Origin of the sequence: Levilactobacillus tangyuanensis, from assembly GCF_003946545.1 — a bacterium.
GTDB lineage: Bacteria > Bacillota > Bacilli > Lactobacillales > Lactobacillaceae > Levilactobacillus > Levilactobacillus tangyuanensis.
This window is the reverse complement of the sequence record NZ_RHOA01000002.1, coordinates 76,442-97,423: the sequence shown is the minus strand read 5'-3', so window position 1 is coordinate 97,423 and position 20,982 is coordinate 76,442. Positions and strand designations below refer to the sequence as shown.

36 protein-coding genes are annotated in these 20,982 nt (G+C 46.5%); all 36 read left to right on the top strand.

Annotated elements, in window-relative coordinates; genetic code table 11:
* The first annotated feature begins 144 nt into the window (after window positions 1-144).
* Window positions 145-1,470 carry an MATE family efflux transporter gene (locus EKM96_RS02050; protein ID WP_125639054.1) on the top strand — a complete coding sequence of 442 codons (1,326 nt, stop codon included), beginning with the start codon at window positions 145-147 and terminating at the stop codon, window positions 1,468-1,470.
* A 404-nt stretch (window positions 1,471-1,874) separates the two neighbouring features.
* The gene (rpsJ, locus tag EKM96_RS02045) at window positions 1,875-2,183 is read left to right on the top strand and encodes a 30S ribosomal protein S10 (RefSeq protein WP_003638059.1); all 309 of its coding nucleotides are present in this window, start codon (window positions 1,875-1,877) and stop codon (window positions 2,181-2,183) included.
* A 41-nt stretch (window positions 2,184-2,224) separates the two neighbouring features.
* A complete protein-coding gene (gene rplC / locus EKM96_RS02040) occupies window positions 2,225-2,875 on the top strand; it encodes a 50S ribosomal protein L3 (RefSeq protein ID WP_125639051.1) in 651 nt (216 codons plus the stop codon).
* A gap of 21 nt (window positions 2,876-2,896) precedes the next feature.
* Window positions 2,897-3,520 (top strand): 50S ribosomal protein L4, encoded by a 624-nt coding sequence (gene rplD, locus EKM96_RS02035; RefSeq protein WP_125639048.1) that lies wholly within the window; start codon window positions 2,897-2,899, stop codon window positions 3,518-3,520.
* Window positions 3,520-3,807, top strand: coding sequence for a 50S ribosomal protein L23 (gene rplW / locus EKM96_RS02030; RefSeq protein WP_061776012.1), 288 nt, complete (start codon window positions 3,520-3,522; stop codon window positions 3,805-3,807). Before rplD ends, rplW begins: the two co-directional genes overlap by 1 nt.
* Before the next feature lie 26 nt (window positions 3,808-3,833).
* Complete coding sequence (rplB, locus tag EKM96_RS02025) at window positions 3,834-4,682, top strand: 50S ribosomal protein L2 (RefSeq protein WP_125639045.1); 849 nt, start codon at window positions 3,834-3,836, stop codon at window positions 4,680-4,682.
* A gap of 79 nt (window positions 4,683-4,761) precedes the next feature.
* A complete protein-coding gene (rpsS, locus tag EKM96_RS02020; RefSeq protein ID WP_125639042.1) occupies window positions 4,762-5,037 on the top strand; it encodes a 30S ribosomal protein S19 in 276 nt (91 codons plus the stop codon).
* 16 nt (window positions 5,038-5,053) lie between these two features.
* A complete protein-coding gene (gene rplV, locus EKM96_RS02015) occupies window positions 5,054-5,410 on the top strand; it encodes a 50S ribosomal protein L22 (protein ID WP_125639039.1) in 357 nt (118 codons plus the stop codon).
* Window positions 5,411-5,413: 3 nt separating this feature from the next.
* The gene (rpsC, locus tag EKM96_RS02010) at window positions 5,414-6,073 is read left to right on the top strand and encodes a 30S ribosomal protein S3 (RefSeq protein ID WP_061776016.1); all 660 of its coding nucleotides are present in this window, start codon (window positions 5,414-5,416) and stop codon (window positions 6,071-6,073) included.
* A 1-nt stretch (window position 6,074) separates the two neighbouring features.
* The gene (gene rplP, locus EKM96_RS02005) at window positions 6,075-6,509 is read left to right on the top strand and encodes a 50S ribosomal protein L16 (protein ID WP_061776017.1); all 435 of its coding nucleotides are present in this window, start codon (window positions 6,075-6,077) and stop codon (window positions 6,507-6,509) included.
* Window positions 6,499-6,693, top strand: coding sequence for a 50S ribosomal protein L29 (gene rpmC / locus EKM96_RS02000; protein ID WP_061776018.1), 195 nt, complete (start codon window positions 6,499-6,501; stop codon window positions 6,691-6,693). Before rplP ends, rpmC begins: the two co-directional genes overlap by 11 nt.
* 28 nt (window positions 6,694-6,721) lie before the next feature.
* Entirely contained in the window at window positions 6,722-6,988 is a 267-nt protein-coding gene (gene rpsQ / locus EKM96_RS01995) for a 30S ribosomal protein S17 (protein ID WP_061776019.1), read from the top strand.
* A gap of 50 nt (window positions 6,989-7,038) precedes the next feature.
* Window positions 7,039-7,407 (top strand): 50S ribosomal protein L14, encoded by a 369-nt coding sequence (gene rplN / locus EKM96_RS01990; protein WP_061776020.1) that lies wholly within the window; start codon window positions 7,039-7,041, stop codon window positions 7,405-7,407.
* Window positions 7,408-7,442: 35 nt separating this feature from the next.
* Complete coding sequence (gene rplX, locus EKM96_RS01985) at window positions 7,443-7,754, top strand: 50S ribosomal protein L24 (protein ID WP_061776021.1); 312 nt, start codon at window positions 7,443-7,445, stop codon at window positions 7,752-7,754.
* 25 nt (window positions 7,755-7,779) lie between these two features.
* Window positions 7,780-8,322: a 50S ribosomal protein L5 gene (gene rplE / locus EKM96_RS01980; protein WP_125639036.1), complete on the top strand. Its 543-nt coding sequence runs from the start codon at window positions 7,780-7,782 to the stop codon at window positions 8,320-8,322.
* Between the two features lie 20 nt (window positions 8,323-8,342).
* Window positions 8,343-8,528, top strand: a complete 186-nt coding sequence (locus EKM96_RS01975) for a type Z 30S ribosomal protein S14 (protein WP_061776023.1) — start codon at window positions 8,343-8,345, stop codon at window positions 8,526-8,528.
* A 33-nt stretch (window positions 8,529-8,561) separates the two neighbouring features.
* Entirely contained in the window at window positions 8,562-8,960 is a 399-nt protein-coding gene (gene rpsH / locus EKM96_RS01970) for a 30S ribosomal protein S8 (protein ID WP_061776024.1), read from the top strand.
* 30 nt (window positions 8,961-8,990) lie between these two features.
* Complete coding sequence (gene rplF, locus EKM96_RS01965; protein ID WP_125639033.1) at window positions 8,991-9,527, top strand: 50S ribosomal protein L6; 537 nt, start codon at window positions 8,991-8,993, stop codon at window positions 9,525-9,527.
* A 34-nt stretch (window positions 9,528-9,561) separates the two neighbouring features.
* On the top strand, window positions 9,562-9,927 hold the full coding sequence (gene rplR / locus EKM96_RS01960) for a 50S ribosomal protein L18 (protein ID WP_318531036.1): 366 nt from the start codon (window positions 9,562-9,564) through the stop codon (window positions 9,925-9,927).
* A 22-nt stretch (window positions 9,928-9,949) separates the two neighbouring features.
* A complete protein-coding gene (rpsE, locus tag EKM96_RS01955; RefSeq protein ID WP_061776027.1) occupies window positions 9,950-10,453 on the top strand; it encodes a 30S ribosomal protein S5 in 504 nt (167 codons plus the stop codon).
* 14 nt (window positions 10,454-10,467) lie between these two features.
* Window positions 10,468-10,650 (top strand): 50S ribosomal protein L30, encoded by a 183-nt coding sequence (rpmD, locus tag EKM96_RS01950; protein ID WP_061776028.1) that lies wholly within the window; start codon window positions 10,468-10,470, stop codon window positions 10,648-10,650.
* A 35-nt stretch (window positions 10,651-10,685) separates the two neighbouring features.
* The gene (gene rplO, locus EKM96_RS01945; RefSeq protein ID WP_125639027.1) at window positions 10,686-11,120 is read left to right on the top strand and encodes a 50S ribosomal protein L15; all 435 of its coding nucleotides are present in this window, start codon (window positions 10,686-10,688) and stop codon (window positions 11,118-11,120) included.
* Window positions 11,120-12,430 carry a preprotein translocase subunit SecY gene (gene secY / locus EKM96_RS01940; RefSeq protein WP_125639024.1) on the top strand — a complete coding sequence of 437 codons (1,311 nt, stop codon included), beginning with the start codon at window positions 11,120-11,122 and terminating at the stop codon, window positions 12,428-12,430. Before rplO ends, secY begins: the two co-directional genes overlap by 1 nt.
* A gap of 93 nt (window positions 12,431-12,523) precedes the next feature.
* On the top strand, window positions 12,524-13,174 hold the full coding sequence (locus EKM96_RS01935) for an adenylate kinase (RefSeq protein WP_318531038.1): 651 nt from the start codon (window positions 12,524-12,526) through the stop codon (window positions 13,172-13,174).
* Between the two features lie 162 nt (window positions 13,175-13,336).
* Window positions 13,337-13,555, top strand: coding sequence for a translation initiation factor IF-1 (gene infA / locus EKM96_RS01930; RefSeq protein WP_061776032.1), 219 nt, complete (start codon window positions 13,337-13,339; stop codon window positions 13,553-13,555).
* Between the two features lie 30 nt (window positions 13,556-13,585).
* Window positions 13,586-13,705 (top strand): 50S ribosomal protein L36, encoded by a 120-nt coding sequence (gene rpmJ / locus EKM96_RS01925; protein ID WP_011668476.1) that lies wholly within the window; start codon window positions 13,586-13,588, stop codon window positions 13,703-13,705.
* 26 nt (window positions 13,706-13,731) lie between these two features.
* Complete coding sequence (rpsM, locus tag EKM96_RS01920) at window positions 13,732-14,097, top strand: 30S ribosomal protein S13 (RefSeq protein ID WP_061776033.1); 366 nt, start codon at window positions 13,732-13,734, stop codon at window positions 14,095-14,097.
* Between the two features lie 17 nt (window positions 14,098-14,114).
* Window positions 14,115-14,504, top strand: a complete 390-nt coding sequence (gene rpsK, locus EKM96_RS01915; RefSeq protein ID WP_061776034.1) for a 30S ribosomal protein S11 — start codon at window positions 14,115-14,117, stop codon at window positions 14,502-14,504.
* Window positions 14,505-14,592: 88 nt separating this feature from the next.
* The gene (locus EKM96_RS01910; protein ID WP_061776035.1) at window positions 14,593-15,543 is read left to right on the top strand and encodes a DNA-directed RNA polymerase subunit alpha; all 951 of its coding nucleotides are present in this window, start codon (window positions 14,593-14,595) and stop codon (window positions 15,541-15,543) included.
* 31 nt (window positions 15,544-15,574) lie between these two features.
* A complete protein-coding gene (gene rplQ / locus EKM96_RS01905; protein ID WP_125639018.1) occupies window positions 15,575-15,958 on the top strand; it encodes a 50S ribosomal protein L17 in 384 nt (127 codons plus the stop codon).
* A gap of 477 nt (window positions 15,959-16,435) precedes the next feature.
* Window positions 16,436-17,272, top strand: coding sequence for an energy-coupling factor ABC transporter ATP-binding protein (locus EKM96_RS01900; RefSeq protein WP_125639015.1), 837 nt, complete (start codon window positions 16,436-16,438; stop codon window positions 17,270-17,272).
* A gap of 26 nt (window positions 17,273-17,298) precedes the next feature.
* Window positions 17,299-18,120 (top strand): energy-coupling factor transporter ATPase, encoded by an 822-nt coding sequence (locus tag EKM96_RS01895; RefSeq protein ID WP_382336202.1) that lies wholly within the window; start codon window positions 17,299-17,301, stop codon window positions 18,118-18,120.
* Complete coding sequence (locus tag EKM96_RS01890) at window positions 18,113-18,913, top strand: energy-coupling factor transporter transmembrane component T family protein (RefSeq protein ID WP_125639009.1); 801 nt, start codon at window positions 18,113-18,115, stop codon at window positions 18,911-18,913. The genes EKM96_RS01895 and EKM96_RS01890 overlap by 8 nt, the downstream gene beginning before the upstream one ends.
* Before the next feature lie 9 nt (window positions 18,914-18,922).
* Window positions 18,923-19,720, top strand: a complete 798-nt coding sequence (truA, locus tag EKM96_RS01885) for a tRNA pseudouridine(38-40) synthase TruA (protein WP_125639006.1) — start codon at window positions 18,923-18,925, stop codon at window positions 19,718-19,720.
* A gap of 137 nt (window positions 19,721-19,857) precedes the next feature.
* The gene (rplM, locus tag EKM96_RS01880) at window positions 19,858-20,301 is read left to right on the top strand and encodes a 50S ribosomal protein L13 (protein ID WP_061776041.1); all 444 of its coding nucleotides are present in this window, start codon (window positions 19,858-19,860) and stop codon (window positions 20,299-20,301) included.
* 13 nt (window positions 20,302-20,314) lie between these two features.
* Window positions 20,315-20,707, top strand: coding sequence for a 30S ribosomal protein S9 (rpsI, locus tag EKM96_RS01875; RefSeq protein ID WP_125639003.1), 393 nt, complete (start codon window positions 20,315-20,317; stop codon window positions 20,705-20,707).
* Window positions 20,708-20,982: the final 275 nt, after the last annotated feature.

Genomic DNA, 20,982 nt, shown 5'->3' with positions numbered 1-20,982 from the left:
TTAAGAAAGTACGTTTCTACTTCGGTAGAACGTACTTTTTTTGTCGACAAAAACCGTCACAACGGCGTGTGGTTGTTGTGCGGTATAATGAGGAGAAGTCCTGGTACGTATCGCAACGAAAGTCATTGAGGTGGTTTTAGTCTCATGGAAGAGTTATTTGAAAGTACACCAATTCCTAAGGCATATTTTAAACTAGCGTTGCCGGTTGTTCTTGGGATGGTTGCCAGTATGGTATATAACCTGGCAGATACGTATTTCGTGTCTCAGACGCAGAATACGGATTTGGTTGCCGGAGTGGCGTTGTGTACGCCCTTGTTTTCAATCCTTTTAGCCTTGGGGGACGTCTTCGGTTTAGGAGGAAGTTCGCTGATTTCTCGCCTGCTGGGAGAAAAGGCGTACGCCACGGGGCGGCGGGTTAGCAGCTTTTGCCTGTACGGTGCTTTGATTGCTGGTGTCGTGGTAACCATCGCCTTGCTCACACTCATGGGTCCGATACTGAGGGTATTTGGGGCAACGTCTGCAACGGCGCCGTATGCTAGTCAGTTTTATCAGATCATGGCCTTTGGCGCGGTCCCAATCATGGTATCGTTAGTGCCAGGGAATCTCATTCGAACAGAGGGGTTTGCTACCCAGTCGATGGTGGGGACCATGATCGGTACCGGAGTCACGATTGTCCTTGACCCCATCTTAATTTTTCCGATGGGTATGGGAGCTGCAGGGGCCGCGTTAGCCACAGTGATTGGGTATAGTGTCTCGGCGATCGTGTTGGTTGGCCAAACGAAACACTATTGTCAGGTGATTTCGATTGATATTCGTGAGAGTCGACTTAATTGGGCATTGATCAGACAGATTTTGTTTATCGGTATCCCAGGGGCATTGACCAATATTATGCAAGCGTTCGGTACCACCGTGTTGAACCGATACTTGGTCAGTTATGGTCCTACGCGTGTGGCTGCCATGGGGATTGTTCTTAAGGTGTACCTGATTGTCATGCTGGTCATGATTGGTTTTGCCTTCGGGGCGCAACCTTTGATCGGCTATACCTATGGGGCCAGGGCGATGAAACGCTTTAGACAGGTCTTACGGTTCGATCTACTGGTTGAGGTCGGTTATGCCTTAGTGGTGGCGGTCATCATGATCCTGCTCGCCCCACAAATCATTGGCCTCTTCTTGAGAAATTCGGCCGTGATTACGGCTGGGACCACGATGTTGCGGGCGCTTCTGTCTACGACACCATTTGTTGGGGCCATCCTGGTCTACACGACGGTGTTTCAAAGCGCTGGCAAGGCTGGCGGGGCATTTATCATGTCGATTGCCAGACAAGGACTCATCTTTTATCTGATGATCGTTATTGGATCGCGGTTTTTCGGGTACAATGGCATCATCTGGGCACAGCCAGTTGCCGATATAGGGACGTGTCTGCTCGGGTGGGGGCTAGCACGGTCAATCTTTAAGAAGGCCGTCGAATAGGCCGTAATGCCCATGGGACACCAGTTACAGAGTAAGTTGACCGACAGTTACAGCAAAAAGCTTCTATAATATAGGTAAAGCTTGCTTAAGAGTTGATGAAAAGAGCAAAAAGGGGAAATAAGTAAATTTATATTTGTTGGGAGAAGTTATGACTGATGAAGCCGACGCTTATTTCACAAAAATATTTGGGAAATTCCTCGAAAACCCTTGTCATGCGGCACTTTATTTAGTATGATAGTCAAGTGCTGAATTTCTGAGGGTATTTTTGTGCCCCTGGGGTAAGCTCAAAAGTTTAAGCGATGATGTGGGAGATTGCGACACACCCGGCCGCTTTGCCATGAGGGTGTGGCGGGAATTTCCACGGAGTTAGTCTTATTTTTAAAATAGACGAAGGAGGGAACACAATGGCAAAACAAAAAATTCGGATTCGGTTGAAGGCATACGAACATCGTATTCTTGACCAATCAGCGGACAAGATCGTTGAAACAGCTAAGAGAACTGGTGCCACTATTTCTGGTCCAATTCCATTACCAACTGAACGGACGATTTACACCGTATTACGTTCACCACATAAGTTTAAGGACTCACGTGAACAATTCGAAATGCGGACGCACAAGCGTTTGATTGATATCGTTAACCCAACGCCAAAGACAGTTGACTCATTAATGAAGCTCGACTTGCCTAGCGGTGTTGACATCGAAATCAAGTTATAATTTTCAAAAGTTACTAATACATTAAAATCGGAGGTGTACTCATGACCACAAAAGGAATCTTAGGGAAAAAGGTCGGGATGACGCAAGTCTTCACAGAAGCAGGTGAATTAATCCCAGTTACTGTTGTCGAAGCAACGCCAAACGTTGTGTTGCAAGTTAAGACGATGGAAAACGACGGTTACAATGCTATCCAACTTGGTTACCAAGACAAGCGTGAAGTACTCAGCAACAAGCCCGAACAAGGTCATGTAGCAAAAGCAAACACGACTCCTAAGCGCTTCATTCGTGAATTCAAAGATGTTGAGCTGGGAGATTACAAGGTAGCAGACGAAGTTAAAGTTGATACCTTCCAAGCAGGAGACATCGTTGATGTCACTGGTATCACTAAAGGTCATGGATACCAAGGTAACATTCACAAGGACGGCCAAAGCCGTGGCCCTATGGCCCATGGTTCTCGTTACCACCGTCGTCCAGGTTCTCTGGGTGCCATCATTAACCGGGTATTCCCTGGTATGAAGCTTCCAGGCCGGATGGGTAACAAGCAAGTTACTATCCAGAACCTTGTCGTTGTTAAAGCAGATGTTGATAACAACGTTCTGTTGATTAAGGGTAATGTGCCTGGTGCCAACAAGTCACTCGTTACTGTTAAGAGTGCTGTTCGCCCACCACGTCCTAAGCAATCTGAAAAATAATTAGGAAGGGAGGATAATTAAATGACAAGCGTAGCATTATACAAACAAGATGGTAGCCAAAACGGCAACGTTGATTTGAACGCCGATGTATTCGGTATCGAACCTAACGAAAACGTCGTATTCGACACGATTTTGATGCAACGGGCTTCCATGCGCCAAGGGACTCACGCCGTTAAAAACCGGAGTGCCGTTCGTGGTGGTGGTAAGAAGCCATGGCGTCAAAAAGGTACTGGTCGGGCACGTCAAGGTTCCATTCGTTCCCCACAATGGGTCGGTGGTGGTGTCGTCTTCGGACCAACCCCTCGCTCATACAGTTACCGCCTTCCTAAGAAGGTTAGCCGTTTAGCATTGAAGTCAGTTCTTTCTCAAAAGGTTCTTGACGAAAGCTTCGTCGTTGTTGACGCATTAGCTTTTGACGCTCCTAAGACGAAAGAATTTGCTGCAGTGTTGGCTGGTTTGAATGTCACGACCAAGACGTTAGTTGTCCTTGAAGACGATAACGTTGCTGCTGCATTAGCAGCCCGGAACTTAGCTAACGTTAAGGTAATTCCTGCCAAAGGCTTGAATGTCCTCGATGTTGCTGATGCCGATAAGTTAGTGATCACCCAACCAGCTCTTTCTCAAGTAGAGGAGGTGCTCGCATAATGGAATCACGCGACATTATTTTACGTCCAGTTGTCACTGAAGCAACGATGGCAACTATGGATGAAAAGCGTTACACCTTTGACGTTGATTTACGAGCAACCAAGACACAAGTCAAGCATGCCATTGAAGACATCTTTGACGTTAAGGTCGTTAAGGTCAACATCATGAACTTAAAAGGCAAGAAGAAGCGTCAAGGTCGTTACGAAGGCTTCACTAAGAAGCGTCGTAAGGCTATTGTCAGCTTATCTGCCGACTCAAAAGAAATCAAGTTCTTCAACGAAGACTAGAATTTCAATTATAGGAGGGAAATAACGTGGCGATTAAGAAATACAAACCAACAAGCAATGGTCGTCGTAATATGACGGGTTTGGTTTACAAAGACGTCATCACTAAGACGACTCCTGAAAAGTCATTGCTTGATTCACAAAGTCACTCTGCCGGCCGTAACAATGCTGGTAAGATGACTGTCCGTCATCGTGGCGGTGGTAACAAGCGTCAATACCGGATCATCGACTTCAAGCGTATTAAAGATGATGTTCCAGCAACTGTTAAGGCAATCGAATACGACCCTAACCGGACCGCTAACATTGCTTTACTTGTTTACGCCGATGGTATCAAGTCTTACATCATTGCTCCTAAGGGCTTAAAGGTTGGCGACAAAGTTCAATCTGGTCCAGAAGCTGATATCAAGATTGGTAACACTTTGCCATTAGCTAACATCCCATTTGGGACTGTTATTCACAACATCGAATTGAAGCCTGGTAAGGGTGGCCAATTGGTCCGTTCCGCTGGGACTTCAGCTCAATTGTTAGGTAAAGCTAACGACGACAAGTACGTGTTAGTTCGGTTATCATCTGGTGAAGTTCGGATGGTTCTGAAGGTTAACCGTGCTACTATCGGTGCCGTAGGTAACGAAGAACATGAATTAGTTAACGTTGGTAAAGCCGGCCGTACTCGTTGGTCAGGTCAACGTCCTCACGTTCGTGGGTCAGTTATGAACCCTAACGATCACCCTCATGGTGGTGGTGAAGGTAAGGCTCCTGTTGGTTTACCATCTCCTCTTTCTCCATGGGGTAAGAAGACTGTTGGTAAGAAGACGCGTTCTAAGAAGAACAAGACTGAGAAGTTCATTGTTCGTCACCGTAAAGGTTCCAAGATGTAATTAATCCGGTTATCCGGATGTCAAGAGACCTGGTGTTCATCGTTATAAACGATGCGCCACAAGTAGAGGAGGTTTCATAATGGGTCGTAGTTTGAAAAAAGGACCTTTTGCCGATGCGCACTTGTTAAACAAGATTGACGCACAAAAAGATTCTGACAAGAAGACCGTCATCAAGACCTGGTCCCGTCGGTCTACTATTTTCCCAAGCTTCATTGGTTATACCATTGCTGTTTATGATGGACGGAAGCATGTACCAGTTTACGTTCAAGAAGACATGGTAGGACACAAGCTTGGCGAATTCGTACCAACCCGGACTTTCCGTGGTCATGGTGGCGACGACAAAAAAACTCGTTGATAAGGAGGATTAACTAATGGCTGAACAAGTTACATCAGCGCAAGCGACTGCCAAGACGGTTCGGATTGCTGCTCGCAAAATCCGCCTTGTCATCGATCTTATCCGCGGCAAGAGCGTCGCAGAAGCGCTAGCTATCTTACAGTTCACACCCCGTGGAGCATCACCGGTTGTGGCAAAGGTTTTAAACTCTGCAATTGCTAACGCAGAAAACAATTTTGACTTAGATCGTCAAGACTTAGTTGTTAGCGAAGCCTATGTGAACGAAGGACCAACCCTTAAGCGGTTCCGTCCTCGTGCCAAAGGCTCTGCTTCACCAATCAACAAGCGTACGAGTCACATTACGGTTGTTGTATCTGAAAAAGAGGAGGGATAACGCGTGGGTCAAAAAGTAAATCCAACTGGATTACGGGTCGGTATCATTCGCGACTGGGAAGCAAAGTGGTATGCTGAAAAGGATTTCGCTGCTTACCTGAAGGAAGACCTTCAAATCCGTAAATTCATCGAAAAGCGTCTTGAAGATGCTTCAGTATCAACTGTTGAGATTGAACGGGCTGCAAACCGCGTCAACATCTCAATTCACACTGCCAAGCCAGGTATGGTTATTGGTAAGGGTGGTTCCGAAGTTGAAAATCTCCGTAAGGAGTTAAACGACTTAACTGGCAAACGTGTTCACATCAACATTGTGGAAATCAAGAAGCCAGATTTGGATGCCAAGTTGGTCGGCGAAAACATCGCTCGTCAATTGGAAGGCCGTGTTGCTTTCCGTCGCGCTATGCGTGGGACGATGCAACGGACTATGCGTTCTGGTGCCAAGGGTATCAAGACGCAGGTTGCCGGTCGTTTGAACGGTGCTGATATGTCCCGTGTCGAAAGCTATGCTGAAGGTACGGTTCCTCTGCACACGTTACGTGCTGACATCGATTATGCATGGGTAGAAGCTCATACAACTTACGGTTCTCTGGGTGTTAAGACTTGGATCTACCGTGGTGAAATTTTACCTGAAAAGAAACAAACTAACGGACAAGGAGGGAAATAGCATGCTGGTACCTAAGCGAGTAAAGTTCCGTCGTGTCCACCGTGGTAAGCTTCGTGGCGAAGCCAAGGGTGGTAAGAGTGTCGCTTTCGGTGACTTTGGTTTACAAGCTCTTGATTCTCATTGGATCACGAACCGTCAAATCGAAGCAGCCCGTGTTGCAATCACTCGTTATATGAAACGTGGCGGGAAGGTCTGGATCAAGATTTTCCCTCACAAATCCTACACTGAAAAAGGTGTTGGGGTCCGGATGGGTAATGGTAAAGGTACGCCAGCTGGCTGGGTTGCCCCAGTTAAGCGCGGTAAGGTTATGTTTGAAGTGGGTGGCGTTTCAGAAGAAACTGCTCGCGAAGCCTTACGTTTGGCTGCCATGAAGCTTCCCGTTCGTACCAAGGTATTAACTCGAGAGGAAGTAGGTGGCGAATCTAATGAAGACTAAAGAAATCAACGACTTAACCACTGCTGAAATGCTCGATAAAGAAAAGAGCTACAAGGACGAATTATTCAATCTGCGTTTCCAATTAGCAACTGGCCAGTTGGAAAACACTGCACGGTTGAAGCAAGTTCGTAAGAACATTGCGCGGATTAAAACCGCTCTTCGCCAACAAGAACTGAACAAGTAGAATACGATAAAAAGGAGGTCACTAATACATGAGTGATGCACGTAATCACCGTAAGGTATATCGGGGTCGTGTTGTTTCCGATAAAATGGACAAAACGATCACTGTCGTCGTAGAAACGACGAAGACGGATGCAAGATATGGCAAGCGTGTCAAGTACTCCAAGAAGTACAAGGCACATGATGAAAACAATGAAGCTCACACGGGCGACGTTGTTACGATCATGGAAACGCGGCCAATGTCTGCTACCAAGCGGTTCCGCTTAGTCGACATTGTTGAAAAAGCAGTAATCATTTAGGTGTCGTTTTTATCGTATTCTGAACTAGAACTGAAGGGAGGACACTAGCTGTGATCCAACAAGAAAGTCGATTAAAGGTTGCCGACAACTCCGGCGCCCGGGAAATCCTGACGATCAAGGTTCTGGGTGGCTCCAAGCGTCGCTACGCCGGAATTGGTGATATTATCGTTGCTACTGTCAAACAAGCAACACCAGGTGGCGTTGTCAAAAAAGGTGATGTTGTAAAGGCTGTTGTTGTACGTACGAAGTCTCGTGTACGTCGTAACGATGGGACTTACATCAGCTTCGATGAAAATGCTGCAGTGCTGATCAAAGACGACAAGAGCCCACAAGGGACTCGGATCTTTGGGCCAGTTGCACGTGAATTACGTGACAACGACTACATGAAGATTATCTCATTAGCACCCGAAGTACTGTAATCAAGAATTGTTTTAACAAGGAGGTGCCCACAGGAATGCTTATTAAAACTGGTGACAAGGTCCGCGTGATCGCTGGCAAAGATAAAGGCAAAGAAGGAACTGTTTCTAAAGTTCTGAACGCTAAGAACCGCGTGATCGTTAAAGGCGTCAATATGATTAAGAAGCACCAAAAAGCTTCTCAAACTAATCCCCAAGGCGGAATTATTGATATTGAAGCACCAATTCACGCATCTAATGTAATGCTCGTCGATCCTTCGAACAACGAACCAACCCGGCTTGGCGTTCGAGTTGAAGATGGTCACAAAGTCCGGTTCTCTAAAAAGTCCGGCGAAACCATCGACAAATAATCATTGAAAGGAGGAACCTCATTTCATGTCAGCTCGTTTAAAAGATAAATACGTTAGTGAAGTTACACCAGCATTGGTGGAAAAATTCAGTTACAGCTCTGTTATGCAGACGCCAAAGATTGAAAAGATCGTATTGAACATGGGTGTTGGTGACGCTGTTGCCAACGCTAAGAACCTTGACGAAGCCGTTGAAGAACTTGGTTTGATTTCTGGTCAAAAGCCTTTGGTTACTAAGGCCAAGAAGTCAATCGCAACCTTCCGTCTTCGTGAAGGCATGTCAATCGGTGCTAAGGTCACCCTTCGTGGCGACCGTATGTACGAATTCCTGGATAAATTGGTAAACGTGTCATTACCACGTGTTCGTGACTTCCATGGTGTTAGTTCTCGTGCCTTTGATGGCCGTGGGAACTACACTCTGGGTGTTAAGGAACAATTGATTTTCCCAGAAATTAACTTTGATAATGTTAACCGTGTCCGTGGTTTGGACATCGTTATCGTTACGACGGCTAACACCGATGAAGAGTCACGTGAATTATTGACTCAATTCGGTATGCCGTTCGCACACTAATACAAGGAGGTTCACACAAATTGGCTAAGAAATCTCAAATTGCTAAGAACAAGCGTCCTGCGAAGTTCTCTACTCAGAATTACACTCGTTGCGAACGTTGTGGACGTCCACACTCTGTTTATCAAAAGTTCCATCTTTGCCGTATCTGCATGCGCGATCTTGCCCACAAGGGTCAAATCCCTGGCATGAAGAAGGCTAGCTGGTAACACGAATTTTAAACAAAGGGAGGGTAAACGTTAATGTCCATGACTGATCCTATTGCAGACTTCTTGACTCGTATTCGTAACGCCAACATGGTTCGTCACGAATCACTCGAAGTACCTGCATCTAAAATTAAACGTGACATCGCTGAAATCCTGAAGCGCGAAGGTTTCATCCGTAATGTTGAATACATCGATGATGACAAGCAAGGCATCATCCGTGTTTTCCTTAAGTACGGTAAGGATAACCAACGCGTTATCAGTGGTTTAAAGCGTATTTCAAAGCCCGGCTTACGTTCATACGTTAAGGCCGACTCTGTTCCAAAGGTATTAAACGGTTTGGGTATCGCCATCATCTCAACTTCTGAAGGTGTTGTAACCGACAAAGAAGCTCGAGCAAAGAAAATCGGTGGCGAAGTACTCGCTTACGTTTGGTAATAACTTTTAAAAGATAGGAGGTGCCTTTCAGTGAGTCGTATTGGTTATAAGACTGTTAATGTTCCTGAAGGCGTTGAAGTTAAACGCGACGGCGATCAAGTAACTGTTAAAGGTCCTAAGGGTGAATTAACCCGGACGTTCTCTAACGTTATTTCAATGAAGATTAGTGACGGTGCCGTTGATTTCGACCGTCCTGACAACAACAACAAGACCCGTGCACTTCATGGGACGATGCGTGCCAACTTAAACAACATGGTTGAAGGTGTTGCTAAGGGCTTCGCAAAGACCTTGAAGTTAGTCGGTGTTGGTTACCGTGTTCAAGCTAAGGGTAAGACCTTGGTATTGAGCGTTGGTTATTCTAACCCTGTTGAAATGGCTATTCCTGAATCCTTGGACATCAAGGTTCCAGATAATACCACTATCAACATTTCCGGTATTAGTAAGCAAGAAGTCGGTGACTTCGCTGCTGAAATTCGTGCCGTTCGTTCACCAGAACCTTACAAGGGTAAGGGTATCCGTTACGAAAACGAATATGTTCGTATTCGTGAAGGTAAGACTGGTAAGTAGTTTCGCAGCTTAATGCTGATAATTTTACAAAGAGGTGACTATTTTGATTACTAAACCAGATAAAAACAAAACACGTCAAAAGCGTCATATGCGTGTTCGTAACAAAATTTCTGGGAATGCTGAACGCCCACGCTTAAACGTTTTCCGCTCTAACAAAAACATCTACGCTCAAGTCATTGATGACGTAGCGGGTGTCACGCTTGTTAGTGCCTCGACGTTAGATAGCGAAGTAAGCGATGCAAACAAGACTGACGAAGCTAAGGCTGTTGGTGCTTTGATTGCAAAGCGTGCTGTCGAAAAGAAAATTACCGATGTTGTATTCGATCGTGGCGGTTACTTATACCACGGCCGTGTCCAAGCATTGGCAGAAGCTGCTCGCGAAAACGGGCTTAAATTTTAACAGTAAGGAGGAATAACCACACATGGCAAAATTTATTGATCCCGACAAGTTAGAACTTGAAGACAACGTTGTTGCTATCAACCGGATTACTAAGGTTGTAAAAGGTGGCCGTCGTTTACGGTTTTCTGCGCTTGTAATTGTCGGCGATAAGAACGGTCACGTTGGCTTTGGTACTGGTAAAGCTCAAGAAGTCCCAGAAGCTATTCGTAAGGCTGTTGAAGCCGCACGTAAGAACCTGATCGAAGTTCCAATCGTGGGAACGACCATTCCTCACGAAGTACTTGGTGAATATGGTGGGGGCAAGATCATGTTGAAGCCTGCCGCTGAAGGTTCTGGAGTTACCGCTGGTGGTTCAGTTCGTTCCGTCATGGAATTAGCTGGGGTTGCCGACGTTACTTCAAAGCGTTTAGGTTCTAACACACCGGTCAACGCAGTTCGGGCCACTTTTGCTGGCTTAGCTGAGTTGAAGCGGGCTGAAGAAGTTGCCGCTCTCCGTGGTGTCTCTCTTCAACACTTAGCTGAATAAGGAGGGGTATTAAAATGGCTCAATTAAAAGTTACTTTAATTCATAGTGTTGCTCACCGCCTCCCTAAACAGCGTAAGATTGTGGAAGCAATGGGCTTGAATCGGATTAACAGCACCGTTATCCAACCAGATAACGCCGCTACACGTGGTGCTCTTTTCCAAATCGCTCACTTGATTAAGGTTGAAGAAGTTAAGTAATTCTCAAATCATTAAATAAGGAGGTGCGCAATAGCATGAAGTTGAATGAATTAAAACCTGCTGAAGGCTCACGAAAGGTTCGTAACCGGGTAGGTCGTGGTGATTCATCTGGTAATGGTAAGACCTCTGGTCGTGGCCAAAAGGGTCAAAAAGCTCGTAGCAAAACTCGTTTGGGTTTTGAAGGGGGCCAAATGCCATTATATCGTCGGATCCCAAAGCGTGGGTTTACCAACATTAACCGTAAGGAATTTGCTGTCGTAAACTTAGTTGCTTTGAACGTCTTTGATGATGGTGCTGAAGTGACTCCAGCTGCCTTGGTTGAAGCCGGTATCGTTAAAAACGAAAAGGCTGGCATCAAGATCTTAGGTAACGGTGAGTTAACGAAGAAGTTGACGGTCAAGGCTGCCAAGTTCTCCAAGTCAGCTGCCGAAGCTATCGAAGCTGCTGGTGGTAAGACAGAGGTGATCTAATGCTATCAAGCTTGAAAAACGCCTTTAAGATTAAAGATATCCGTAATAAGATTCTCTTTACTCTAATGGTTTTGATTGTCTTTCGGTTGGGTACCTATATTACTGTCCCCGGCATTAACGCAAAGGCACTTCAAAGCGTTGCGTCTTCTGGATTGGTTAGTATTTTAGATACCTTTAGTGGTGGTGGACTGTCTAACTATTCTATCTTTGCGATGGGGGTTTCGCCCTACATCACCGCACAAATCGTTATTCAATTGCTACAAATGGACATCGTTCCGCGCTTCGTTGAATGGAGTAAGCAGGGTGATGTTGGTCGGCGCAAGCTGAACCAAGCAACACGGTACTTAGCGATTGTATTGGCATTCGTTCAATCAATCGGGATTACGGCTGGTTTTAGTGCCTTAAGTTCATTAAAACTGGTTCAAAATCCAAGTATCCAAACATATTTTGCCATCGGGTTAATCCTGACTGGTGGGACCATGTTGACAACCTGGATGGGTGATATGATCACCGACCGGGGCTTGGGTAACGGGGTTTCGATGATTATCTTTGCCGGGATTATTGCCCGGACACCGCAATCCGTTTACCAACTTTACAAGACTTATTTCGTAGATGCTGCTACGGGAACTATTTGGAAGAGTGTTCTGTTCTTAGTTGCTTTGCTGGTTCTAGTGCTTATCGTTGTGACCTTCGTAACGTGGGTTCAACAAGCCGAACGTCGGGTGCCAATTCAATACACCCGTCGAGTATCAGGTTCAGCTGATAACAGTTACTTACCTCTGAAGGTTAACGTTGCCGGTGTTATTCCAGTTATCTTTGCTAGTTCGTTTATTGCAACGCCTCAAACTATTTTGATGGCCTTTCAAAACACCCACTCCCAAGATGCCTGGTACCAGACGCTGACCAACATCTTTAATATGCAAACGCCAGATGGTGCTACTTTGTACACAGTTCTGATCGTTGTGTTCACGTTCTTCTATGCGTTCGTTCAGGTTAACCCTGAAAAGTTAGCCGAGAACCTGCAAAAGCAAGGGAGTTATATCCCAGGCGTTTGGCCAGGTCACGAAACACAATCATACGTTTCCAGTTTGTTGATGCGTCTCAGCACTGTTGGGGCTCTCTTCCTTGGATTCGTATCCTTACTTCCGTTAGTTGCCCAAAACCTTTGGGACTTAAACGAATCAATTGGTTTAGGTGGTACCAGCCTCTTAATCGTGGTTGGGGTTGCCATTGAAACTATGCGCCAAGTTGACGGATTAATGATGAAGCGCGAATACGTTGGCTTTATCCAAGATCCAGAACCAGCTTAATGAGTTTCCAGCGGGTGTGTTGATTCTTTTAGCACACCTGCTTGTGTTTTTCAGGCGAATAATTTCGAAGTAAGGAGAATGAACATGACAGCAATGAATTTAATTCTCATGGGTCTGCCGGGTGCCGGTAAAGGAACGCAAGCTGAAAAGATTATCAAGGAGTTTAATTTGCCACATATTTCAACGGGGGACATCTTCCGCGCGGCAATGAAGGACGAAACTGAAATGGGCTTAGCTGCGAAAAAATTTATCGACAAGGGTGAATTGGTACCGGACGAAGTCACTAATGGCATCGTTCGTGATCGGTTGGCCAAGGACGATACTCAAGATGGGTTCATGTTGGATGGCTTTCCTCGTTCCATTGTTCAAGCTGAAGCGCTCGATACGTTTGGGCCTGAACTTGGGCGGACCATCAACGCCGTGATTAATATTCACGTCGAACCAGATGTCTTGGTTGAACGGCTTTCAGGTCGTTACATCTGCCGTACTTGTGGTGCAACTTACCACAAGCTCTACAAGCAACCTAAGGTTGAAGGCACCTGTGATGTATGTGGCGGTCATGATTTCTATCAACGTGAGGACGATAAGCCGGAAACGGTTAAGAATCGGTTGGCGGTTAATTTAAAGATGAATACACCGCTAGTTGATTACTATACCAAGAAGAACTTACTGTTCACTGTTGATGGTGACCGGGACATTGATGATGTTTACGTCGACATTGAAAAGATCCTGAAGAACCTGTAGGAATCTCTCGTTCTTGCGTCCGCGTGAGAAATGTGGTAGACTTATTCAGGTTTAGCCTGTAAATGGCACTTTTGTGCTGTCTATAGGCGCTGGGTGGGAACAAGATCCTTGTTCCTACCGCTTTTACGTGTATTTTACACGCAATTTAAAGGAGGTACTTTCGTGGCGAAGAGCGATGTCATCGAAGTCGAAGGTAAAGTTACCGAAACATTACCTAACGCAACGTTTCGGGTCGAATTAGAGAACGGTCATGAAATTCTCGCTCACGTTTCTGGTAAGATCCGGATGCACTACATCCGCATTTTGCCTGGTGATCGAGTAACTGTTGAAATGTCACCGTATGACTTGTCCAAAGGCCGGATTACTTATCGCTTTAAGTAACGGTTAGGACTGGATGTAGGAGGGATACTCATGAAGGTAAGACCATCAGTTAAGCCAATGTGCGAACACTGCAAGGTTATCAAGCGTAAGGGCCGAGTAATGGTTATTTGCTCAGCTAACCCTAAGCATAAACAACGCCAGGGTAAGTAATTTCAATTTATAGGAGGTGCAATTAAATGCCACGTATTGCTGGAGTGGATTTACCACGTGATAAGCGAATCGCTTATGGTTTGACTTACATTTTTGGAATTGGTATTAACACGGCACACAAGATCATTGCTGATGCCGGAGTTTCTGAAGACGTTCGGGTTCGTGATTTAACGCCTGACCAAGAAGACAAGGTTCGTGCTGAAGTCGACAAGTACAAGGTCGAAGGGGATTTACGGCGTGAAGTTAGTCTGAACATTAAGAACTTACAGGAAATTGGTTCTTATCGTGGGATGCGTCACCGTCGTGGACTGCCTGTTCGCGGTCAACACACCAAAAACAATGCCCGCACTCGGAAGGGTAAAGCCGTTTCGATTGCCGGTAAGAAGAAGTAAGGGAGGTTTATCACTTTATGGCTACTAGAAAAACTAGTCGCAAGCGTCGGGTCAAGAAAAATATTGAAGCCGGTGTTGCACATATCCATGCTACGTTTAACAACACATTGGTCATGATTACTGACGTTCAAGGGAACGCTATTGCCTGGTCATCAGCCGGTGCATTAGGTTTCAAGGGTAGTCGGAAGTCAACGCCATTTGCTGCTCAAATGGCTGCTGAAGCCGCTGCTAAGGCATCACAAGAACACGGTATCAAGTCCGTTGAAGTTGCTGTCAAGGGTCCTGGTTCAGGACGTGAAGCTGCAATTCGGGCCATCCAGGCTGCTGGTATTGAAATCTCAGCTATTCGAGATGTTACGCCAGTTCCTCATAATGGTACTCGTCCTCCAAAGCGCCGTCGGGTTTAGTCGTGAGCGTTTCATTAATGAGGGCAACCTTCATGATGGGATTGACTTATAGAAGCTCAACGCGGTTTGAAAGGGGTAAACGATAAGAATGATTGAATTTGAAAAGCCTAACATTCATAAAATTGACGAGAGTAACAACTACGGTAAGATTGTTGTTGAACCGTTGGAACGTGGTTACGGGACAACGCTTGGCAACTCCTTACGGCGGATCTTACTTTCTTCATTACCTGGTGCAGCTGTTACCAGCATTCAAATCGACGGGGTTCTGCATGAGTTTTCAACTGTAGAAGGAGTCGTTGAAGACGTCACGCAAATCATCTTAAATGTTAAGAAGATTGCGTTGAAGTTGAACGGTTCTGACGATCAGGAAGAAACAATGGAGATTAACGTTAAGGGTCCTGCACAAGTCACTGCCGGTGACATTGTAACGGGTGCTGATGTTGATGTTCTGAACCCAGATCTGTACATTGCTACGGTTGCCGATGGGGCAACGTTCCATATGCGGATGACGGCGGACAAGGGTCGTGGCTATGTTTCTGCTGACGAGAATAAAGCTCGCAACACAGACATGCCTATCGGCGTTTTGGCTGTTGATTCCATTTATACCCCAATCGAACGGGTTAACTACCAAGTAGAGAATGCACGGGTTGGCCAGCGGGCTGACTACGATAAATTGACCCTGGATGTTTGGACAAACGGTTCAATTAATCCAAGCGAAGCCATTGCATTGGCTGCTAAGATCTTGACCGAACATCTGGCTATGTTTGTCGATTTGACTGACGAAGCTAAGAATGCGGAAATCATGGTTGAAAAGGAAGAGACTCACAAGGAAAAGATGCTTGAGATGACTATCGAAGAGCTTGACTTGTCCGTCCGTTCTTACAACTGCTTGAAGCGTGCTGGTATCAATACGGTTCAAGAATTGAACAACAAGACCGAAGCAGACATGATGAAGGTTCGTAACTTGGGTCGCAAGTCCCTTGAAGAAGTCAAAGCTAAGTTAGCTGACTTAGGTTTATCACTTCGGAAGGAAGACTAATTTTTAGACACTCAAAGGAGGGTTTCTGGTTATGAGTTACCGTAAATTACAACGGACTAGTTCTCAACGTCGTGCCTTGTTACGCGATTTGACCACTAGTTTAATCTTGAACGGCCGCATCGAAACGACTGAAGCACGCGCTAAGGAAGTTCGGAAGACGGCTGACCAAATGATTACTTTAGGTAAGCAAGGCGACTTACATGCTCGTCGGCAAGCTGCTGCTTTCATCCGTAACGTGGTTGCAGATGTTAAAGAAGATGGCGACGATGTTGTTGTTACCAGCGCATTACAAAAGGTATTTAGCGACTTAGCACCTAAGTACGCAGACCGTAAAGGTGGTTACACGCGTATCTTGAAGACGATGCCTCGTCGTGGTGATGGTGCCGCAATGGCTATCTTAGAATTCGTCGACTAATCTTGATTAGTTAACGTTTCGGGAGTAATCGCGTCCTTAAACGCGGTCAACGATTTTCAAATTAATCACTAGGACCATGTGGTATAGAGCGCTATGATGATGGAATTTCCGAGTCTAGCTTGAATGGGGGCTTTTGCCTCAGCGCCGCTGGTTTGTTAGTGATTTTTTTTGTACATAAAATTAAGGCTCATCGGATTTAACAAGCGTTGACTGTGACTAACTGGCTAGTTGGCCACAGAGGGGACTTGTTAGGACTGGTGGGCCTTTTTTAGTGAGATTGGCAGGTCTGGTCCGTGAATAGGTGACACTGCTTGAGAGTGGCTGAGAGGTCGTTTGACGACGTGGGTTAGTATGCTTGATAATTGGCCGGTAAATTTCCAGCCAATTCGGCGCAATGTCGTCCAACCACTACGCCACATGCGGAACATTTGGTATAATAACGAGTGACTTTTAAATTATGAGGAGCGTTGACGACGGATGGATAATATCATTGAAGTTAAGCAGCTTACCTATAGTTATAGCGATCATGAGCGGCCGGCACTCAGTGACATTAGCTTTACCGTGCGGCCCGGTGAATGGTTGGCGATTGTTGGTCATAACGGTAGTGGTAAATCAACGTTAGCAAAGTGTTTGGATGGCTTATTGCCGTTTACGGAAGGGACCATCACCGTTGGGGGCACTGAGCTAACTGAGGACACGGTTTGGACTGTTCGGGAGCAGATCGGCATGATTTTTCAAAATCCGGATAACCAATTCGTTGGCGCAACGGTTGAAGATGATGTGGCCTTTGGACTCGAAAATCGGCAGGTCCCACGAGATAAGATGATCCCGCGGGTTCGGGCTGCCTTGGAAGAGGTCGGCATGGGCGACTTTGCCCAACGCCAACCGAGTTCACTCTCTGGGGGACAGAAGCAACGGGTCGCTTTGGCTGGAATCGTGGCCATTACCCCCGATATTTTAATCCTAGATGAAGCAACCAGCATGCTGGATCCGCAGGGACGGACGGCCATGTTAAAATTGGTTCGTCAATTGCGGGAAAATCAGCATTTGACCGTGATTTCCATTACCCATGACATCAATGAGGCTGCCGGTGCCGACCGGGTCTTGGTGATTGATGACGGCAAATTGGTTGAAGAGGCGTCGCCTGAGGAAATCTTCTCCAAGGGGGATCAACTGATTGCCTTGGGATTGGATATTCCTTTCATAGCGAAACTTAAAGCAGCGTTGAAGGCCAGAGGTATCGTACCTCCGACAGATTATCAGACAACGGCGGAAATGGAGGACTGGTTGTGGCGATCACTTTCGAACACGTAGACTTTACCTATCAGGCGGGGACGCCGATGGCCAATCCCGCCTTGACCGACATTTCATTCTCTGCGCCCGACAATTGTTTTTTGGCGCTTATTGGCCATACGGGGAGTGGGAAGTCGACGCTAATCCAACAAATAAATGCGTTGTTGAAGCCCACGGCCGGTAAAATCACAATTGATGATTTTACCATTACGCCCAAGACGACCAATGCCGACTTGAAGCCATTGCGACGCCACGTTGGCATGGTTTTCCAGTTTCCGGAAAGTCAGCTATTTGCCGAAACAGTTCGGCAGGACATTGCCTTTGGTCCGCAGAACTTTGGTATGAGTGAGACCGATGCATTAGCATTAGCGGATCAGATGCTTGAGACGGTCGGCTTAAAGGCTGAATATGCCGATCGGTCGCCATTTGAGCTCTCAGGAGGGCAAATGCGGCGGGTGGCAATTGCCGGGGTTTTGGCGATGCAACCACAGGTGCTCATCTTAGATGAACCCACGGCCGGCCTGGACCCACAGGGACGCCAAGAGATGATGAGTCTCTTTGGTCGTCTGCATCGAGAACAAGGCCTGAGTATTATCTTGGTGACCCATCAAATGGAAGACGTGGCCCAGTATGCAGAACAGGTTGCGGTTATGCGGCAAGGGCGACTAGTGAAGTATGGATCGACCCGTGAGATTTTCAGCGATCCCCAGTGGCTGTTCGAAAATCAGCTTGAAGAACCCATTGCCGCTCAATTTGCTCAAGGCCTTAGTCGACGGGGAATGACCTGGGCGTCACTGCCGTTGACCGCGGAAGAGTTGGCTGATCAACTAGCCAGTCGGTGGCCCAAAGGGGGACAGGCTGATGTCTAGTATTCTTTTTGGTCGCTATTTACCACTGAATTCCATCGTTCACCGGCTTGACCCCCGGGCTAAACTACTTCTGAGTTTCTTTTACATCGTCTTGGTCTTTATGGCCAACAGCCTGTGGAGTTACGTGATCCTGATCGTGATGACTTTGGGGGCCATCTTGGCCTCCAAGATTAACCTGGGATTCTTCTTAAAGGGGATTCGGCCCCTGCTGTGGCTGATTATTTTCACGGTGGTCGTGCAGATGTTATTTAGCCCCGTGGGGGGCCACACCTACTTCCATTGGGCCTTCTTGCGGGTGACGACGCTGGGAATTATCACCTCCGGAGTCATTGCTATTAGGTTCTTATTGATTATTATGACCTCAACCTTATTGACGCTGACCACGCAGCCCCTGGATATTGCCACGGGACTGGCCTCATTGATGGCCCCCTTAAGGTGGGTCAAGGTGCCAGTGGATACTCTGGCGATGATGTTGTCAATTGCCTTACGGTTCGTGCCCACGCTAATGGACGAGGCGGTAAAGATTATGAACGCCCAACGTGCACGGGGGGTGGACTTTGGTGAAGGTAATCTGTTTAAGCAGGCGCATTCACTGATTCCACTAATGATTCCTTTGTTTATGAGCGCGTTTAATCGGGCAGAAGATTTATCGATTGCGATGGAGGCCCGCGGTTACCAGGACAGCGAGCATCGTAGTCAGTATCGAATTTTAACTTGGCATCACCGTGACACGGTGACCTGGTTAATTTTCTTAATTGGATTTGCGGCGATTCTGGTATTTCGTCGTTGGTAGGAGGAACCTATGCAACGCTACAAAGTCACTTTAATGTATGATGGGACAGACTTTGCCGGATTCCAGCGGCAGCCTGATAAGCGAACGGTCGAGAGCGTCCTGACTAAAGTCGTGAACAAAATGGCTAAGAATCCACAGCCGGCAATCAAAATATATGGCTCTGGCCGCACGGACGCAGGTGTCCATGCATTGGCCCAGGTGGTCCACTTTGACTTTCCATTTGTCATTCCTGCAGAAAACATGCGCAAGGGCTTAAACAGCATGTTATCCATGGATATGGAGGTACTGAAGGTCGAGGAGGTTGCCGATACCTTTCATGCCAGGTATGATGTCTCTGGCAAGCGGTATCTTTACCGGATGGACATGGGTGAGTTTCGCAATCCCTTTAAACGGCATTATACGGGTCAGTGGAAATTTCCGGTTGATTTGGATAAGATTAATCAGGCCTGTGCGGATCTAGTGGGAGAGCATGATTTTACGAGCTTCGTGGCCTCTGGTGCGCAGACCAGGACATTTGTGCGGACGATCTATGAAGCCAGTTGCTGGATTGATAAGGCCAATAACGAACTGGTCTTTGAATTCTATGGGAATGGCTTTATGTACAATCAGGTACGAATTATGGTTGGGGTGCTGGTTGAGATTGGCTCGGGCACGCGTCCCGTTCATGATATTCCGCGGCTATATGAGGTTAAGGACCGTAAGCAGGCTCGGCGAACCGTTCCTGCTGCGGGGCTGTATTTGAAACATGTCTATTACCAAGGTGAGGATCCGGAACACCCAACGAAATTGCCCCAACGACAGCGGTAATTTGGTTCTGGGGACAAACAATCATTGACTTTATGGGTAAAACTTTGTATTATGGTTGTTGGTATTGTTTGCCCCACGATAAGCCCCGGAAAGTTTACTTGGTGTCAGACAAACACAGATTTATGGAGGAATTTAACGTGCGTACAACTTATATTGCAAAACCAAACGATGTTGACCGCAAATGGTACATCGTCGACGCAACTGACGTTAGTTTAGGTCGGCTTGCTTCGGTCGTTGCTTCTGTATTACGTGGTAAGAACAAGCCAACGTTCACCCCTAACGTGGACACTGGTGACAACGTAATCGTCATCAACGCTGAAAAGGTCGCTTTAACTGGCCGTAAGGCAACTAACAAGATTTACTACCACCATACCGGCTTCGCCGGTGGCTTGAAGTCACGGACTGCTGGTAACTTCCGGGATCAAAACCCAGAAAAGTTGATCGAAACTTCTGTACAAGGTATGCTCCCTAAGAACTCCTTAGGTCACCAAATGGCATTGAAGCTTCACGTGTACGCTGGTGAAGACCACAAGCACGAAGCACAAAAGCCAGAAGTATTAGACATTACTAACCTAATCTAAGGAGGAAACCAAATTGGCACAAGTTCAATATCGCGGCACTGGCCGTCGTAAAAACTCCTCTGCACGGGTACGTTTAGTACCAGGCTCAGGTAAAATTGTTATGAACAACAAGTCTATTGAAGATTACATCCCATTCGCAAGTATTCGTGAAGTTGTTTTACAACCATTCAACGTTACGGAAACTCTTGGTAACTATGATGCATTAGTTACTGTGCGTGGTGGCGGTTTCTCCGGTCAAGCCGGCGCAACTCGTCATGGGATCGCTCGGGCATTGCTCGAAGTCGACCCAGATTTCCGTGGTCCGCTTAAGCGTGCAGGTCTCTTGACCCGTGACGCACGGATGAAGGAACGTAAGAAGCCAGGTCTGAAGAAGGCTCGTAAGGCTTCACAATTCTCAAAGCGTTAATATTTCGATATTACAATTTGGGAGAGCTCTCACCGTTATGGTGGGGGCTTTTTTGTTTGTCTGGAGAATGGCGGGCGTGCCGTTATGGACAAGACGCTGTGCATGAGCGCAATCAAATTAAATTTTTTGGCGATTGGTCCGGTGAAATATTGATGAATCGATTAGTTTCTGATAATATTGTTCAGGTGAAGTATCAACCATATACATATTTAGGATCAACAAGAGTTGACGCTAGAAAGCGTCGTGCGGGGAATTAAGGACTTTTTAGTTGTGAG